The following is a 17128-nucleotide window of genomic DNA, read 5'->3' as shown; positions in this document are numbered from 1 at the left end:
GATTTCACCCTTTCTGCTCCTGAGCGACAGGAGAAGGTCCCCTTTTTATCTGCACAATCTTATCCAGAATATGGCATATGTTATGCACCAACATCAAAAAGCCTCCTAAGGGAACCGCTATATACGGAATACCCATAGGAATTTGCATGGCCGGACTTAACTGTCTGACTACGCCGGGCGAATAAATCAACTTTATTCCATAAATTACAATGACCACCAAAAATACGCCGACCAGCAGATCTGCTACCAGCAAGATCCAGAACCGGGCTTTTTGAGGTAATTTATCGACAATAATATTTATACTGGTCAACTGCAACCGCCTGAAAGCAATGCTTCCTCCAATAAAGGTAATCCAGATAAAAAGATATCGAGCAAATTCTTCGGACCAGGTGAGGGAAAATCCGAAAACGTATCGGGTGATTACTTGGACGAAAGTTATTAACGTCATTACTGCCACTGCGGCTACCGTAAAAAAAATGGCTAACTTTTCTAGAACTTCGCTTATCTTTTTCACCCTGAAGTACCCCCGTTCCTCAAAAACCTGATAGTAAAATACAAATGGAGTGGAAAGACAAGCAAATGTTGCTTTATGTTGCTTGTCTTTCCATTCAATTTAATTTTTTTCTATTTTTCACCTTTTAATTTAAGTACATCTTCCACAAATTCCTTAATTATCGGATGTTGAGCGGTATATTTGTCATAAACCGGTTGGACAGCAGCTTTGAAGGACGACAGGTCTTCAATCTTGTTTACTTTCATGCCTTTTTCTTGTACTTTCCGCAAGGCTTCTTCATTAAACTCCTTTACATTTTGTATGTTAAAAATCGTAGCCTCTCGGGCTGCTTCCTCAAGTATGTTCTGGTCCTCAGGCGACAGGCTGTTCCATTTATCCGTGTTCATTACCAGTACGGCAGGGAAGCTAATATGACTGGAAATGGAAATATATTCAGCAACTTCATAGAATTTTTCAGTCCACACCGATGCAATTTCCAAGTCAGAACCATCTATTACCCCTGTTTGCAAGGATGAATAAATCTCCCCATAAGGCATGGGCGTGGGGCTGATACCCAGTGCTTTCTGAATATCTAAAATTAACGGACTCTGTACCGCGCGGAACTTAAGGCCCTTTAAGTCTTCTACTTTGTTAATGGGACGTTTAGTATTGACGAAATGCCTGAATCCCGCCTCTATCAAACCTAAAGGTTTTACGTTGACCTCTTTTTCCAGGGCATCAAAGAGTTTCTGAGCGGGTTCTCCTAAAAATACTTTTTCTAAGATATCATAATTTTCAATCAGCCAAGGTAACTGTAACCCGACCATTACCGGTGTGAAACCACCTAAAGTGGCTGTAGGCATTAAGTTCATATCCAAGGAACCACTCTGGACCATCTCAAACATTTCCCGGTCGCCGCCTAACTGCCGAGCCGGATAAATTTGAACTTGAATTCTTCCTCCAGATTTTTCTGCCGCGACTTCCGCAAATTTTTCCATGGCCAAGTGATAGGGGTGAGATGTTTGAGTAACGTGCCCTAATCTCAAGGTGATAGTAGGTTTATTTTCAGAGCTCTCTTTTTCTCCCGGGGATTTTTCTTGGGAGGAAGACTGTTCTTTTCCTCCTGCACCCCCACAGCCGACCAATAAAAGACCTACAGCAAGGAGTAAAGCCAATAATAAGACAAATTTTCTGTGTCCAAACATTCAATAAACCTCCCCGTACATTTTCAAATTTGCTTTCTAGAACAGCGACAAAACTCTTTTATACTCATGAAAATAACTTGATGAAATCTCACCTCCTTTTTTCGCAAGTATTGACGGTGCCATAAAGGGGGAAATTTTGCAACAATTCTTTAACGAGATGAAAGTCCAGTCAAGTTGGATTTGACATTTGCGGAGTGTCCGGTAATTATTAAGTATCACCGGAGCGGGCTATCGCGAGAGATTTAGATCTATGCTCCGTTAACGCAAATTGGAAAACAGTTGACCGGAATTCTTTGCCTCGCTAGAAGAGGGGCAATTTATAATATATTTTTTAGACAAAATATTTGTCGCAACAATCTAAATATTTTTTAAAATAACTTCGCTTATTATTAAAAAATTCCTTCTATAGAACAATAATTTTTTCTAAAAAATAAATTTGAAGAATTTTTTAATCAAATTATTCTAAAATTTTCCTTTTATAAAAAATAAAAACCGCAAGCTAAGCTTTTAAGCGCCTTAAGTGCCTGCGGCAAGCGGATACTCGCCTTTTAGTTAAAGACGACAAATTATTTTTCTGTTTTATACTCCTGATCCTTTAACTGTGCGTTAAGCTCCTTCAGTTCCTGTAAAATTTCACCTAACGTTAATAACACCAGTCTTCTGAATTCAATATTGCTGGCCAGCTTTTGAACCTTACGCGAATTTTCATCTAAGCCCAGTTTAGCCAATTCCTCCAATACTCTTGACAAACCTCCACCCCCTCCCCGGTTATCAATTTAGGTAATAAAGACTATTCCTACGTTGAGAGCTAAAGGCACTTCCTTAGGAGAAACATGTTGCGGACCTATTGGATAAATATCCCATCCAGCTTCGACCGCCAGTTGAAAAGCATCGATACCATACGCTTCAACCGACGGTCGAGCTATCCTGATGTAACGACACCGTCCACTATCTAAATACTGACAAACTTTATCATTGCATAGATAATTCCGACAACTTCCACCCGCCAGTCCTAACGCCAAATAATATCCGGCTGAAAAAGCGGCATTTTCCAACTTCGCAATAATTTGCGCAAATTCCCGTTCATGCACCTTAGCGTTGGTCAATGAACTGGTTCTATCGGCGAAATGTTCTACCGGAGTAACGTTCCTTTTAACCACTATGGCATATGAGTACTTACTAATTGTGTTTCTTACTGTTTCAACGTCAGGAGTATAAGGGGGACAGTTCGCACAAGAACCATAATTAAAACATCTTGGAACGGCACATTTCATCTTAACCCTTTCATCGACAACTACTTTACTCGCCGGGATAATAACAGCGTCAGTTGCCTGTAGTTCCTTCTTGGCAAGAGTAACCAGTTTCAGTAAGTCCTCTTTAATTTTCTCTTCACTTTTGCAGGGAACAATCTTCTCTAACATTGTTTTTCTCACCTCAGCAGTGCTATTTAAAATTATTTAATAACGGGGTGGAGTAGCAATCATTAAAAAAGATGCTGACTGATCAGTTTTATTTTTCCAATAATGTTCATTACTACTGTCGAAACGCAATGAGTCCCCTTCCTCCAAGTTATATTCTTCACCCTCTATAACTACCGTGACTACTCCTTTGGTTACAACTATAAACTTTTCTCCCGGACTGGTTATAGGAGCACTTTCATTTCCCGGCTCTAGATCAATCAACAAAACTTCTAGTTTTTGGGCATCATCAGCCAACAAAACCTGTAGCTCTGCCCCCCTATCCAGACCCAAGCTGTGTCTTTCTTGTCGTCTGATAAAACGAACCCCTGTAGAAGGAGAATCATTTAAAAAGTATCCTGGATCCTTTTGATAACATTTTGCTAATTTCTGTAATGTGCCTACTGTTATATTAACTTTATCGTTTTCTATTCGAGAAAGGTAATTTACCGATAGTCCGGCTTTCTTAGAAACTTCTTGTAATGTTAAATTCTTTTCTAACCGAGCAGCTTTAAGTTTTTGTCCCAATGTTTTCATGAGAATCACCTTTTGCTTCACAATTACCATGCAAATACCACTTGTATTTTAACAACTCTTTTCGAAACTATCAATATAAAGTTAAATTCTTTCGAACTATGTTTCCAAACATTTTTGATTTAATTTGATGATTAACATAGGTAGCCAGTACTTCCTAGGCTCCTCCTGAACTTTTGCAGCAACTCCAACAAAATAATACAGCCTTCCATATTAAGTTTTGACCGGGCGGCTGTAGTTGCCGAGGGCCACTTCCGGCAGTTCTTCCCGTAGTATCTCTATAAACCGCCGTATACCTAAAATCTTACCTTCCGGCTTGGGCAGCAGGCGCAGATATACGTCGGGATCAATATTTAAATTTCTCAACTGCACCTGTTTCACCCGAGTCTCCCGGATCAGCTTGATCAAGGAGAAAACTTCTTTCTCCCGGTCGGTCACTCCAGGAAAAACCAAGAGGTTTAAAGAGGTATATACTCCGTAGGCTGCTGCCGCCTTAAGGGATTCCCGTACGTCGGAAAACGAATAATTTCTGGGTCTGTAATAGACATGGTAAAGGTGGGGATTGGCGCTGTTCAAGCTCACCCGCAGGGCATCAATTCCTGCCCGGCACAACTCAATTATACCGGCGGTAAAACCGGCATTGGTATTAGCATTGATGGTCCCCCGGGATGTCTGCCTCCGAATTTCCCTAATGGCCCTTCCAATGAGACCCGCTTCCAAAGCCGGCTCTCCTTCACAGCCCTGTCCAAAACTTATGATTGGACTGTCCGCCTCCCGGAGGTGAGACAGGGCTATTTCCACAATTTCCTCTCTCGTTGGCCGAAAATTTATCCGGGCCTGCGGAGCAGGACAACAGGCGGATTCTTGCAGGGAGATACAGCCCACACACCGGGCATTACAAGAAGGAGAGACAGGAATCCCTCCTTCCCAGCGGCCATAAAAAATATTCTGGGCGGTAAAACAACCGTATTCCAGGGAGCAACGGGCCAATTGTTTCAAGACACGGTTATCAGGAAATTCCGCCAGCTTTTTCTTGACCAAATCGTCTAATTCTACTGTGTTATAATGGCATGGATTCCACCAGAAATCTTCGTCTGTTTGGATGGCCGCCACATAAAACTGGCCATCCAGAGCCGCCACTGCCGTGTATCCCAAAAGAGGCAAAGAGCCGGCTCCTTTTCCAGTTACATAGCCCGGCAAATAAGTCCGGGTATAACCCTGTGGCAAAAGGGCTCCTACCGCCCAAACCGGCTCCCCCGTATCTTGATAAGGATTCCGGAATAGCGATGTATACCGCCCGCGGGAACCATCCCTTCCCACCGGAACTCTGCCGGGCAGTACAGCCAAAGTAGCCCCCTCAGGCAATGGTATTAGCTCTTCCTCCGTTAAATCCAGTAAAAGCCTGCCGGTGCGCCCCACGGTCTGAAGGAGGGGAAAATCCAACACGTTACCTTCAGTAGTGGAAAAAAGTAAGTTCGGCATATTTTACTACTCCCCAAGCAATATGCTATGATAAGTAATTATAACAAAAACCCCTGTCGGAAAACAGGGGATGAAAATCAGCGCGACAAGTAAATTAAAGGATTAACCGTGCGGTCGTTAATATAAACTTCAAAATGTAGGTGAGGTCCGGTAGAACGTCCGGAACTGCCGACCCGGGCAATCACCTGTCCCGCCTTCACTCGCTCTCCTTTTCTTACCATATTGCGGGAATTATGAGCGTACAATGTACGCCGCCCTGACCCGTGGTTAATTATGACGGTATAACCGTATATACTGTTGTACCACCCGGAAAAAATAACTTCTCCCTCCTCTGCAGCACGGATGGGCTCGCCGTAATCGCCGGCTATATCTATACCATGGTGAAATCCTCTTCCCCGCTTACCATAGGGAGAGGTAATAGTTCCCCTCAAAGGCCAGTACAGCGAACCCCAAGTACTACGGGAGAGCCTTTCTTGACTTCGTCTTACCACCCTCTGACTCCTATTTAAAGTGGGAATGAAAATTTCCTGCCCTACCTGCAGCAACTCTGGATTTCCCAGGTCATTCCGCTGCACTATAAGGTCAACTGGTACCTGGTGAATACGGGCAATATCCCAAAGGGTGTCTCCCGGCTTGACTACATAAACGCTTGCCGGTTCATACGGCAGAACCAGATACTGCCCGGCATAAATAGTAGCGTCTGCAGGAAGGTCATTGAGGGCAACTATTAAGTCTAAATCCAGATTATATTTTTGGGCTATACTCCATAGAGTATCTCCTTTTTTCACCCGGTAAAGCCTGGTTCTTTCGTTGATGCGAGAAACTATTTCTGTAGAAGCCTCGCTCTTTTTAGTTGCATCGCTAGCTCGAGGTAGCTGAATGGGAATCATTTCCGCCTTAGCCGTTTGCGGCAGCAAAAGGCTGAAAAAGACGAGTAAAATTATTATCCTGGCTATGCTTTTAAACGTCGTTTCCATAATGTCACCTCATTAATAATTGGAATTTTTTTCTAATGTTGCCATTCAGCTTATATTTTGGCCCTTATTTCCGAATTTTATACATCATAAAAAAACCCTGCTCGTCGAGCAGGGAGACATTATAGGACATTGTTTCTACGAGCCGTTGGAAGGAAATAATTGAGGCAGTGCCCTCAAAAGGTCGGCATTCGTCTTCGTTTTGTTAAGAGCGTCTATTAACATTTCCGTAACTTCATTATTACTTAGAGAGTTGGTAACCCGGCGAAAATGCCACATGAGCTCTAGTTCTTCCTTGCTTAGAAGTAATTCCTCCCTCCTAGTACCGGAACGTTTTACATCTATGGCAGGAAAAATTCTTCTTTCAGCCAGCCGACGATCAAGAATGAGTTCCATATTGCCGGTTCCTTTAAACTCTTCAAAAATAACTTCGTCCATACGACTGCCCGTTTCGATCAGAGCGGTGGCTAGAATAGTAAGGCTTCCCCCTTCTTCTACGTTCCTAGCGGCACCAAAAAAGCGTTTTGGCTTATGAAGGGCGGCAGAATCAACGCCACCAGATAGAGTTCTCCCGCTCGGCGGAACCACCAGATTATGGGCTCGAGCCAGCCGGGTAATACTGTCCAAAAGAATTACCACGTCTTTTTTATGTTCTACCAAGCGTTTTGCTCGCTCCAGAACCATTTCGGCTACCTTAACGTGATTTTCCGGAGGTTCGTCAAAGGTAGAACTGACCACCTCTGCCTCCACCGAGCGTTCCATATCAGTCACTTCTTCAGGCCTTTCATCTATGAGCAAGATTAACAGGTGTATATCGGGATAGTTTGTCGTTATGCTGTTGGCGATTTGTTTTAGCAGGATGGTTTTACCTGCCTTGGGAGGAGCCACAATGAGGCCTCGCTGCCCTTTCCCCAAAGGTGCAATCAGGTCTATCATCCGGGCCGCTAAAGTAGGTTTCTCCGTTTCCAAAGTAATCCGCTCGTTTGGATAAATGGGGGTAAGGCCGTCGAAATGAAGCCGCTGAGGAGCCTGTTCCGGATCTAGATCATTGACTGTTTCTACCCGAAGAAGTGCATAATACCGCTCATTATCTTTGGGAGGTCTGACCTGACCGGCCACCCTGTCGCCGGTTCGCAGGTCGAAACGCCTTATCTGAGAAGGAGATACATAAATATCATCCTCGCTGGGAAGATAGGTAAAGGGACGTAAAAACCCGTACCCTTCCGGCAAAATCTCTAATACTCCCTGCGCAAACATGTGTCCTTCTTTTTCTGTCTCCGCCTTAACAATTTCAAAAATGAGTTCTTTCTTGCGAAGTTTCGAATAGCCACTCAGCCCTAGCTCCCGCGCTATATTATAAAGTTCGGCCATAGTTTTATTTTCTAGTTCACTAACATTCATCACCCTAAACCTCCAAATAGTGTATATTGTATGCCCTTTGTAAGCCCATCTAAACTAAACTAATTATTAAAGGACTTCAATTTTTTTGAAAAAAAGAAAGGGATAACGGAAAGTACGGGGAAAATCAGGCAGGAATATGGGGAGGAAACAAGCAGGAAGACAAGCCTTCTTCCCGATTAAAGAAGAAGGCTCAGAAGTAAAAAATATTATTATTTATTCTTAACCTTCTCCCAGTCCGCCAGGAATCGCTCTATTCCCACGTCGGTCAGAGGGTGCTTTATCATCTGCATCAATACTTTATAAGGAACCGTTGCAATATCAGCACCTAATTTAGCGGCCTCTGTTACATGCATCGGGTGTCGAATGCTGGCAGCTATTATTTCTGTATCAATTCCATGCTGGGCAAAAATTTGAACTGTATCTGCAATAACCTGCAGACCATCATGACCCACATCATCCAATCTTCCTATAAACGGGCTCACATAAGTGGCCCCTGCCCGTGCCGCCAAAAGGGCCTGATTGGCCGAAAAAATTAGCGTAACATTAGTACGGATACCCTTTTCCTTTAATAATTTTACTGCTTTGAGCCCTTCTGCCGTCATAGGTATTTTAACTACCACGTTAGGATGAATGCCCGCCAGTTCTTCAGCCTCTTTTACCATGGTCCCGGCTTCCAAACTTACTGCTTCCGCGCTAATAGGTCCATCTACGATTGAAGCTATCTCTCGCACTAATTCTTGGAAATTTCGTCCTTCGCGGGCTACCAAAGTGGGATTGGTAGTAACCCCTGAAATGATACCCAATTCAAACGCTTCCCTAATTTCTTCTACATTTGCCGTGTCGATAAACAGCCGCATTTTTTGCACCTCCGCTACCATCTAATTATTATAAGACTAAAGATTAGATATTCGCTAAAAAAATCTTATTCCCTTTCTAGTCGTATAAAATTTCGAATCTACTCTACAGCCTTGCCCGCGCTTCCGAAAAGCCTTATTTTTTCCCGTACAACTTCCCTCATGGCTTCCCTGGCAGGTCCCAAAATTTTACGCGGATCAATTTCCTGAGGATTATCACTCAAAGCTCGCCTGATTGCCGCGGTAAAAGCCTCTCGCAAATTGGTATCGATATTTATTTTACGAACCCCTAATTCCACCGCCCTTTTTATAGCTTCATCCGGAACCCCCGAGGAACCATGAAGGACAATGGGAATGTTTATAAGTTCTCGAACGCGTTTCAAGCGTTCAAAATCCAGCCGGGGAACTCCTTTGTAGCGTCCATGCGCCGTGCCGATAGCTATGGCCAAGGAATCAACTTCCGTCTGTTTTACAAAATAACGAGCTTCCTCAGGATCAGTTAGAGAGGCTTCCCATTCGTTTACAGTAATATCATCTTCAGTCCCCCCTATTTTCCCCAACTCTGCTTCCACCGATACTCCTACGGCTCTAGCCACCTGTACTACCGCACGGGTTACCGCTATGTTTTCTTCTAAAGGCAACCTGGAACCATCGATCATTACGGAGGTAAAACCTTTTCGGATACACTGTACCACCTGTTCGAAACTGGTTCCGTGATCAAGATGCATGGCCACGGGCACCGAACTGCTACTGGCCGCCGTTTTTATTAATGTAGCGATGTAATCTATTCCCGCATATTTAATGGCTCCCTGGCTGGCCTGAATGATTACCGGGGCTTTCTCCAACTCCGCAGCCTCTATAATGGCCTGAATAATTTCCATGTTATTGCAGTTAAAAGCGCCTACCGCGTAACTGCCCTCTTCCGCCTTTTCCAATAATTCCGCCACCGTTACTAACGGCATAAACTTTCTCCTTTCATTCAGTTTATTATCATTTTGTATTCTTTCCCCTAAACCTTTTTTTAGTCCTGCCTGGTCCGGGGATATTTAAAAAAGGGTTTCAAAAGGAAACCCACCTATGCTCTAAGGACTGTATTATCCTTTTTATAGTTGTATTGTTCTATTACTTTACGGACCAGACCCCGCAGGTCATTGATATCAAACGGCTTGGTCAAATGGTGATCGACTCCCAACTTCTGAGCCTTGGTTAACAGATCCAATTCACCATACGCAGTCATCGTAATGATAGCTCCTTGATAGCCGCTTTTCTTAATTTCCTGCAACAATTCCAAGCCGTTCATACCGGGCATTTTCAAATCCAGCAATACAACCGCAGGGGTATTCTCCTTGATCTCCCGGAGGGCCTGTTTACCGTTTGCCGCAGTGTGAACGAGATAACCATCACTTTTTAAAGCTTCATTAATAAGTTGACGTACTCCCGGCTGATCGTCAACTACTAAAATCTTGCTGTTCACTCCCGGCCTGTTTCGCACTTCGGTCATAAAAGACACCGCCTCCTCTCCCCCTGGATTTTAAATTCGGGAAAGAATTGGAAAATCCTTCTTAAAAAAAAATCAAAAAACCAAAAATAATGTCAGATTAAATCTTTTTTCCAATTCTTAAAGTTCCCCAGAAAAAAACAGGGAGTCTCCCTGCTCTGCATAAGTTGAAAAATTAAATTCTGATTATTAGCTCTCCATCTTCATTGAAAATCAAAGGTACCGGCCCCTCTAATATTTCCACTTGCGGATTTTGCTCCACCTCCGGCAGTAAAGCCGTCGAAACATACAATTCCCCCAGTTCCAGGGTATTTTTAATCAACATCAATCGGGCGGTAGCCGGTTCTACCCGCCGTCCACAGGTTCTCAATGCCAGGTCAATAGCTTCCTGGTCACTCGGCATCACCAAAGGGATGAATCCCCGTTCCAGAAATCCTGATGTGATTACGTTAGCATAGGTGGTAGACAAATCCACTTTATTCCGAAAACGGCGGGTGATTACATCAGCCAAGCCCATCCCAAGGGCATTACCGTGGCTCTCCTCCGTCAAGTCCAAAACTACAACCCGAGAAATAATAGGAGCTTCGGCATCCCTCTGCTGGCGAATACCAATCCTGCCTGTGATGTTAGGGTCTAAACCCACACCGCTAATATTCTTGCCCATTTCCTCCACTACCAATACATCCAACCGTTGTACAGGTAACCTAGGCATCAGTAACCTGGCCCGTTCTAATAAAACAGGTTCTTGCGCCTCAATTTCTTCTGCTCGCAGAGCAACTATATCCGCCGTATCATCTTCGGCATTTTCCAGTATGGCAAGACCAAAAAGTACCGGCATTTTTTTTAGTATTACATTAGCAGCCTGGGGAATAAGCTCTCTGAGGCCCGCAATACCGTAACTGTGAATCATTTCCGCTCCTTTTTGTTTTCCCAAACCGATGGCCAGCATTTTCAGCAGGCCACTCTCCACCCGACCATGAAAATCGGTGTGAGGCTTAACCCGGTTTATAACCACAATCCCATCAGCCTCGGCAGCTACCCGGTCGAAGAAAACAGGAATGCCCCTTGCCGTTTCTCCAATTTGTACCGTAGCCATGTTGCTCACTACAGGTACTCCTAAAGCATCCTCAGTTATACCATAGGAGGCCAAGACTTCCTTCTGCCCCTCAACAGTAGCCCCACCGTGACTACCCATAGCTGGGATGATAAACGGTTCGCCACCCGCCTCTTTGATTTTATTTACTACCGTGGCTACAATCTTCTGGAGGTTTCTAATGCCGCGGCTGCCTACTGCCACCGCAATCCTGGCCGCGGGCCGGATCCTGTCCCTTACCTTAGCTATTTCTGCCTCCACCCTACCCTCTACATCATCTAATTTGGGAGTATCAAACCGCTGTTTTATTTTCACTACCCGAGGGAAGCGGCACATTACCTTCTCCCTCCTCCTTTTTTTCAGCTGCCTGGTAAGCTCTAGCCAATAGCTGTACTGGGTGCACTACCTGGGCCTGTAACCCATACCTTTTAATACCGTATTGTAGCTGCATGGTACAGGCAGGGCAGGAAGTGGCCAATACACTGGCACCAGTAGCCTGAAAGTTCTTCATCTTTCGGTCTAATATCTTTCGGGAAATTTCGGGATGAGTAATGCCGTAAGAACCTGCACCGCCACAACACCAGTCGGCCTCCTGCATCTCCCGCAATTCTAATTGGGGAATGCTTTTAAGAATCTCACGAGGTGGTCCTATTATTTTCTGACCGCGCCCCAAGTGACACGGGTCATGGTAACTTACTACCACAGGCAGCGGACCCAGTTCCCGCGAATAACCTATCTCCACCAAGTACTCGTTGATATCCTTTACTTTGGCTGAAAATTCCAGCGCCTTTTCCCGGTAGCCAGGGTCATCCTGTAGAAGCCTACCATATTCCTTCAAAATACTGCCACAAGTAGCACAGTCAGTAATAATGGCTTCTACCTCATACCGACCCAAAAAATCAATGTTTTCTCGGGCCAGCCTTTTGACTTCTTCATGGTCGCCAGCGCTATGATGCGGGCCACCGCAACATACAGTATGAGGTACTACTACCTGACACAGGTTCTTTTGCAGGACTTGAATAGTAGCTTTGCCAATATCACTATAGAAAACATTTATAGCGCAACCCGGATAATAAGCTACTTTATGAGCTGGATTCGCTACCGGTTTTAAAATTTGAGGCAACTGCTCCCGGAGATTCGCTGCGGGTACCTGAGGAATAATATCCTCGGCTTTACCCAAATTTCGCATAAGCTTTAAGGCCCCACTTTTCTTAACCACCCAGCGTATACCGCTTTTTTGGTAATAACGAAGCAGGCGCCCCACCCTGACCAGCCTCCGGTTGTGAGAAAATACACCGCGGTAAACCAGCCGCTTAAAGGGAGTCAACCCCTTGGCAGCAGTAATTTCAGCCCGGGCTTGAGCAACTATTTCATCAGTGGCCACCCTGGAGGGACAGGTAGCCACGCAGGCCTTACACAACAAACAGCTTTCGATATGTTGGGTGATTTCCGCTTCCTCACCCCAATGGTACTTACCTTCCACCACCAGACGGGTTAAGCGAATACGTCCCCGAGCTACATTAAATTCGTCACCAGTAACCTTATAGGTAGGACACACATCCTGACAAAAACCACACCGGTTACAACGTAGAATTTTTTGCTGTAGTTCTGACCTACCTATTTCCTGAACCACGGTTCACACCCCTCAATAGTGCGTTGGTAGGGAACATGATTCCCTGCGGATCGATTTTGGGCCACAGCTTCTCTAACAAAAGTTGTTTTGAGGGAGCAGCAAAGCTCAGTCTTACCCTGTCCTCTCCGTATTCAGCTTGTAGAAAAAGCCAACGCTCAAGTAAATTCCTGGGCATCTCATTATAATTGGTTAAAGAAAAATCTAATACTCCCGAACCTACATCTAGCCCTACTTGCATGTCCATCTTCTCGCTCTTTGAAAAAATACGCTCTACAATTTCCGCTGTTAACCGCTTATCAAAATTAGCAGAGAAAAAGTTGCTTGTCTTCATTTCCCAGCGGAACCGGTGGTAATTTTCCCAAAACCTAGATATCGCCAGCCGCTCATCTATCCACTGGGCTGGCCTGCCAGTAATGACTTCCTGCACCTGTTTCCGGTGCTCAGTTACCGCTTCTCTGCTCCCTTCTAAAACAACTAACAATATTATTTCTCCCGGACAATCGAGTAGCCTCCACTGAGAAGCCGGCCAAAGTATTTCTAAGGATACTATGGTCAACCTCCGGCCCATTAACTCCCATGCCATTTCCAACGCATTGGAAAAGCCGTCGAAACTTACAAGCACTAGACTTTCTACTTCCGGTAAAGGCCTTAATTTTAAGGTGACCTCGGTAATTACGCCTAAGGTACCCCATGAACCAGCCAGCAGTTTAGTAAAATCATAACCGCTAACGTTTTTCACTGTTTTACCACCGGTTTTCACCAACTTGCCGCCGGGAGAAATAAACTCCAATCCGAGTACATAATCTCCTATACTGCCGTAACGGTAGCGCTTCCGTCCCGCAGTATCAGCAGCCACTTCGCCACCGATGGTAGACTGGGGGTAGTCGGGAAATACCGGTAAGAACAGGTTGTTTCGGCAGAGTACTTCCTGCAACTCCGAATTTACTGCTCCTGCCTCAACTCGTACGGAAAGATTGTCCGGTTCTAGTTCCACAAAACGGTTTAATCTCTGTAACGACACGCCGATGCCCCTTTGAAAAGAATCTAGCACCCGCCTGATTTCACTGCCGGAACCTAACGGTACTAGTGGAAGTTCCTCATTTATTGCCCACCATACAATTTCCTGCAACTCTTCCTTGCTACCCGGAAAAACCAATACTTCGGGGCGGCTTTCCATTCGAAATCCGCAAGCTATAATCTGCTCCGGTTCAGTAGTTACATTAGAACTGCCCACTATCTGGGCCAGGGATCGAACTAACTTTCCCCTTTCCATGTTTTCATCCTCTTTCCTAAATTAGGCTATATCCAAGACCTTGCCCCGGTTTAAAACCAGGTGGGGGTCTAGGGCTCTTTTTACTTGTTCCATAAAGTCTAAATCATTTGCAGTAAATGCTTGAGTCATAAACTCCAACTTTTCCATTCCAATGCCGTGTTCTCCTGTAAGACTACCACCCATTTCTAAAGCAGCAGTAAAAATTTCATGACTGGCCTGTTTTACCCGTTCTAACTCCTCCGGCTGAAAGGGATCATAAAGCAGGTGAGGGTGCAGATTCCCGTCTCCGGCATGGGCCATCTGGGCGATAATAATACCGTATTTCTTACTAATGTCGGATACGAACCTTAACATATCAGGCAGCTTGTGTCTAGGCACCGTTACGTCCTGGACCATGTAAGCCGGTTTAATACGCCCTAACGCTCCATTACCAGAGCGTCTTGCCAGCCAAAGGTCCTGCCGTTCCTTTTCATCAGTTGCCTTGCGAATATCTGTGGCCCCCTGCTCCTTGCATATAGACACAACAGATTCCACCTGCCGGTCCACTTCTACTTCATAACCGTCTACCTCAATCAGAAGGACTGCCTCCGCCTCTCGCGGAAAACCTACGTTGATAAAATCATCTACCGCCCGTATCATGGTTTGGTCCATGATTTCCAATGTAGTAGGTACAATACCCCGGGCTATAATCTGTGATACAGCCTCGCCCGCTTTGTCTAAACTGCCAAAAACAGCCATCATGGTACGGATAGCTTCCGGAAGAGGGATAAGTTTTACCAGGATCTTAGTAATGATGCCCAACGTACCTTCCGACCCGCAAAAAATACCAGTCAAATCAATTTGCGGCACGTATTTGCCCAAACCGCCGATCATCACCACTTCCCCGTCAGGCAAAACTACTTCCAACCCTAATAAGTGATCCCTGGTAACACCGTATTTAACTCCCCGGATACCTCCCGCACCCTCTGCTACATTTCCTCCCATGGTAGCAACTTTTTGACTAGCTGGATCGGGACCAAACATTAAACCGTAGGAAGCGGCAGCCTGCTGTAGAGCCAGGTTGGTAACCCCCGACTCTACCCAGGCCACCTCATTTACCGGATCGATCTCCAGAATGCGGTTAAAACGATTAAGAACAAGAATTATACCCCCGTGAACAGGAACCGCTCCCCCGCTAAGGCTGGTGCCAGCACCTCGCGGCACCACTACAATTTTCTCCCGGTTTGCCAGCTTCATCAGTTGGGATATCTGTTCCACCTTGTCGGCAAATACCACTGCTTCGGGATAATGTATAAAGGGAGAAGAATCGTAAGCATAAGCCTCCATACTGATTTTGGAGGTCAATACATTTGGAGGACCAAAAATATCTTTTAGTTGACTAATAACACGCCTGCTAAGCACCCATCTCACCTCAAGTTACTGCAATAAGTTGGGCAGCCATAAAGACAAGGCAGGGAAATAAGTAATAAGTGCCAGCACTGCTAAGGAAACAAACAGATAAGCCCAGTTAGCCTTGATGATTCGTTCAATGGGCAGTTTAGTCAAACCGCAGGCCACGAACAGATTAACCCCTAAGGGCGGTGTAATCATGCCGATGGCCAAGTTAATTACCATAATTACACCAAAATGAATGGGGTCAATGCCCATCTGTATGATTACTGGAAAAAATATAGGTGCCAGAATAATAATAGCAGCATTGGTTTCCATAAATGTTCCTACCACTAAGAGCATCAGGTTAATTAATATTAGCAGTATGAGTTTACTGTCCGTAATTCCTATAAAGAAGTTAGCAATCTTGTTGGGAATCATTTCTCGAGTTAACAGGAGTCCAAAAGCAGAAGCAGTAGCGATAATCAGCATCACCATAGCGGTACTGATAGCTGAGGCCCTCAGTACTGCTGGAATATCGGACCACTTAAGTTCCCGGTATACAAACATTCCTACTACTAAACCGTAAATCACTGCTACGTTTGCTGCCTCGGTAGGAGTGAAAACCCCTCCGTAGATACCTCCTAGAATGATTACGGGCATCAAAAGCGCTAGAAAAGCGTCTTTAAAAGCTGTCCAAACTTCTTTGAAGTTGGCTCGTTGTTCGCCAACGTAGCCATTTTTCTTAGCTATCACAAAGGCTACCGTCATTAAAGCAGCGCCAATCAGAATCCCCGGGACAAAACCCGCCATAAACAAGGCGCCTATAGAGGCCCCCGTTACTACGCCGTAAGTCACCATAGGAATGCTCGGCGGAATAATGACTCCGATGTAGCCAGACGATGCCTGAGTAGCAGTCGCAAAATCTTTTGCGTACCCCTGCCGCACCATGGCCGGAATCATTATGGACCCGATGGCCGCCACCGTTGCTGGAGAGGAACCGGAAATGGCCGCGAAAAACATAGAGGCCAGCACTGTAACCAAAGCCAAACCACCAGGTAGTGATCCAACCAGAGCGTTGGCGAAGCGAATCAGGCGGCGAGAAATTCCACCTTTTTCCATTAGGCTACCGGCAATCATGAAAAAAGGAATAGCCATCAAAGGGAAAGAATCGGTAGCAGTAAACAGTTTCTGAGCTACCACCATTAAAGGAACCGTGTTGGTTGCAGCGATAGCTGTTATGGTAGCCAGCCCTAAACTAACAGCTACCGGAACGTTCAGCAGCACCAGGATAGCAAACACACCAAAGAGAATTGCAGTCATCAGACCACTCCCTCATTACGCAGCTTCGCAGCTGTGGCCTGTACGAAACGTATGGCCATTAATATCGAGCCCACCGGAATGGCCAGGTAAGCCCAGAAAATAGGAATTTGCATAGCGGGCGACAATTGCCCAGATTTCATCAGAAAGCCAACAACTTTAAAAGAAAGATAAGCAATAATTATGCAAAACAGTAAGGAAAACGCTCCAGCCAAAACCAGAGCAACCCGCCTCAACTTGGCCGGTAAAAAGGCGACAAAAGCTTCCACCCCTATGTGGGCGCCCTCTTTGGCACCGATACTGGCACCGATGAAAACTGCCCAGACCATCAGATAGCGGGCCAGTTCCTCCGACCATGGCAGCGAACCCTTGATTACGAAACGGAAGAAAACCTGTAAGAATACCACCACGGTCATGGCCCCAAGTAAGATGGTAACTGCGCCTTCTTCAAATTTATCCAACCAGTATAAGAACTTAGGTGGTTCTTTTTGCTGCACATATAATCCTCCTTTCGACAGAAAATAAAAAGATGAATTAGGAGGA

Annotated in this window: 17 protein-coding genes; all 17 read right to left on the bottom strand. The window is 45.2% G+C overall.

Features of this window, described 5'->3' with window-relative positions; translation table 11 throughout:
* Positions 1-4 precede the first annotated feature (4 nt).
* The 17 genes from KKC1_RS13070 to KKC1_RS12990 all read right to left on the bottom strand — a co-directional run bounded on the left by KKC1_RS13070 (position 5) and on the right by KKC1_RS12990 (position 17082).
* Complete coding sequence (locus tag KKC1_RS13070; protein ID WP_088554866.1) at positions 5-514, bottom strand: TRAP transporter small permease; 510 nt, start codon at positions 512-514, stop codon at positions 5-7.
* A gap of 110 nt (positions 515-624) precedes the next feature.
* Positions 625-1698 carry a TRAP transporter substrate-binding protein gene (locus tag KKC1_RS13065; RefSeq protein ID WP_088554865.1) on the bottom strand — a complete coding sequence of 358 codons (1074 nt, stop codon included), beginning with the start codon at positions 1696-1698 and terminating at the stop codon, positions 625-627.
* Positions 1699-2264: 566 nt separating this feature from the next.
* Complete coding sequence (locus tag KKC1_RS13060; RefSeq protein WP_088554864.1) at positions 2265-2447, bottom strand: hypothetical protein; 183 nt, start codon at positions 2445-2447, stop codon at positions 2265-2267.
* 27 nt (positions 2448-2474) lie between these two features.
* Positions 2475-3119: a DUF2284 domain-containing protein gene (locus tag KKC1_RS13055; protein WP_088554863.1), complete on the bottom strand. Its 645-nt coding sequence runs from the start codon at positions 3117-3119 to the stop codon at positions 2475-2477.
* A gap of 36 nt (positions 3120-3155) precedes the next feature.
* Complete coding sequence (locus KKC1_RS13050; protein WP_088554862.1) at positions 3156-3722, bottom strand: helix-turn-helix domain-containing protein; 567 nt, start codon at positions 3720-3722, stop codon at positions 3156-3158.
* Positions 3723-3902: 180 nt separating this feature from the next.
* Positions 3903-5171, bottom strand: coding sequence for a radical SAM family protein (locus KKC1_RS13045; RefSeq protein WP_088554861.1), 1269 nt, complete (start codon positions 5169-5171; stop codon positions 3903-3905).
* Positions 5172-5248: 77 nt separating this feature from the next.
* On the bottom strand, positions 5249-6148 hold the full coding sequence (locus KKC1_RS13040) for a peptidoglycan DD-metalloendopeptidase family protein (RefSeq protein WP_088554860.1): 900 nt from the start codon (positions 6146-6148) through the stop codon (positions 5249-5251).
* A gap of 135 nt (positions 6149-6283) precedes the next feature.
* On the bottom strand, positions 6284-7546 hold the full coding sequence (gene rho / locus KKC1_RS13035; RefSeq protein ID WP_088554859.1) for a transcription termination factor Rho: 1263 nt from the start codon (positions 7544-7546) through the stop codon (positions 6284-6286).
* A 209-nt stretch (positions 7547-7755) separates the two neighbouring features.
* Positions 7756-8403 carry a fructose-6-phosphate aldolase gene (gene fsa, locus KKC1_RS13030; RefSeq protein ID WP_088554858.1) on the bottom strand — a complete coding sequence of 216 codons (648 nt, stop codon included), beginning with the start codon at positions 8401-8403 and terminating at the stop codon, positions 7756-7758.
* A gap of 98 nt (positions 8404-8501) precedes the next feature.
* Positions 8502-9362, bottom strand: coding sequence for a class II fructose-1,6-bisphosphate aldolase (locus KKC1_RS13025; RefSeq protein WP_088554857.1), 861 nt, complete (start codon positions 9360-9362; stop codon positions 8502-8504).
* A gap of 113 nt (positions 9363-9475) precedes the next feature.
* On the bottom strand, positions 9476-9901 hold the full coding sequence (locus tag KKC1_RS13020) for a response regulator (protein WP_088554856.1): 426 nt from the start codon (positions 9899-9901) through the stop codon (positions 9476-9478).
* A gap of 172 nt (positions 9902-10073) precedes the next feature.
* Complete coding sequence (locus KKC1_RS13015; RefSeq protein ID WP_088554855.1) at positions 10074-11327, bottom strand: nickel pincer cofactor-dependent isomerase, group 22; 1254 nt, start codon at positions 11325-11327, stop codon at positions 10074-10076.
* Complete coding sequence (locus KKC1_RS13010) at positions 11284-12624, bottom strand: (Fe-S)-binding protein (protein ID WP_192868242.1); 1341 nt, start codon at positions 12622-12624, stop codon at positions 11284-11286. The genes KKC1_RS13015 and KKC1_RS13010 overlap by 44 nt, the downstream gene beginning before the upstream one ends.
* A complete protein-coding gene (locus KKC1_RS13005; RefSeq protein ID WP_088554930.1) occupies positions 12605-13897 on the bottom strand; it encodes an FAD-binding oxidoreductase in 1293 nt (430 codons plus the stop codon). Before KKC1_RS13005 ends, KKC1_RS13010 begins: the two co-directional genes overlap by 20 nt.
* A gap of 21 nt (positions 13898-13918) precedes the next feature.
* A complete protein-coding gene (locus KKC1_RS13000) occupies positions 13919-15298 on the bottom strand; it encodes an FAD-binding oxidoreductase (RefSeq protein ID WP_088554854.1) in 1380 nt (459 codons plus the stop codon).
* Positions 15299-15313: 15 nt separating this feature from the next.
* On the bottom strand, positions 15314-16588 hold the full coding sequence (locus tag KKC1_RS12995; protein WP_088554853.1) for a TRAP transporter large permease: 1275 nt from the start codon (positions 16586-16588) through the stop codon (positions 15314-15316).
* The gene (locus tag KKC1_RS12990) at positions 16588-17082 is read right to left on the bottom strand and encodes a TRAP transporter small permease (protein ID WP_202820077.1); all 495 of its coding nucleotides are present in this window, start codon (positions 17080-17082) and stop codon (positions 16588-16590) included. The genes KKC1_RS12995 and KKC1_RS12990 overlap by 1 nt, the downstream gene beginning before the upstream one ends.
* Positions 17083-17128 lie beyond the last annotated feature (46 nt).

Source organism: Calderihabitans maritimus, from assembly GCF_002207765.1.
GTDB lineage: Bacteria > Bacillota > KKC1 > Calderihabitantales > Calderihabitantaceae > Calderihabitans > Calderihabitans maritimus.
This window is presented reverse-complemented; position numbering and strand designations above follow the sequence as displayed.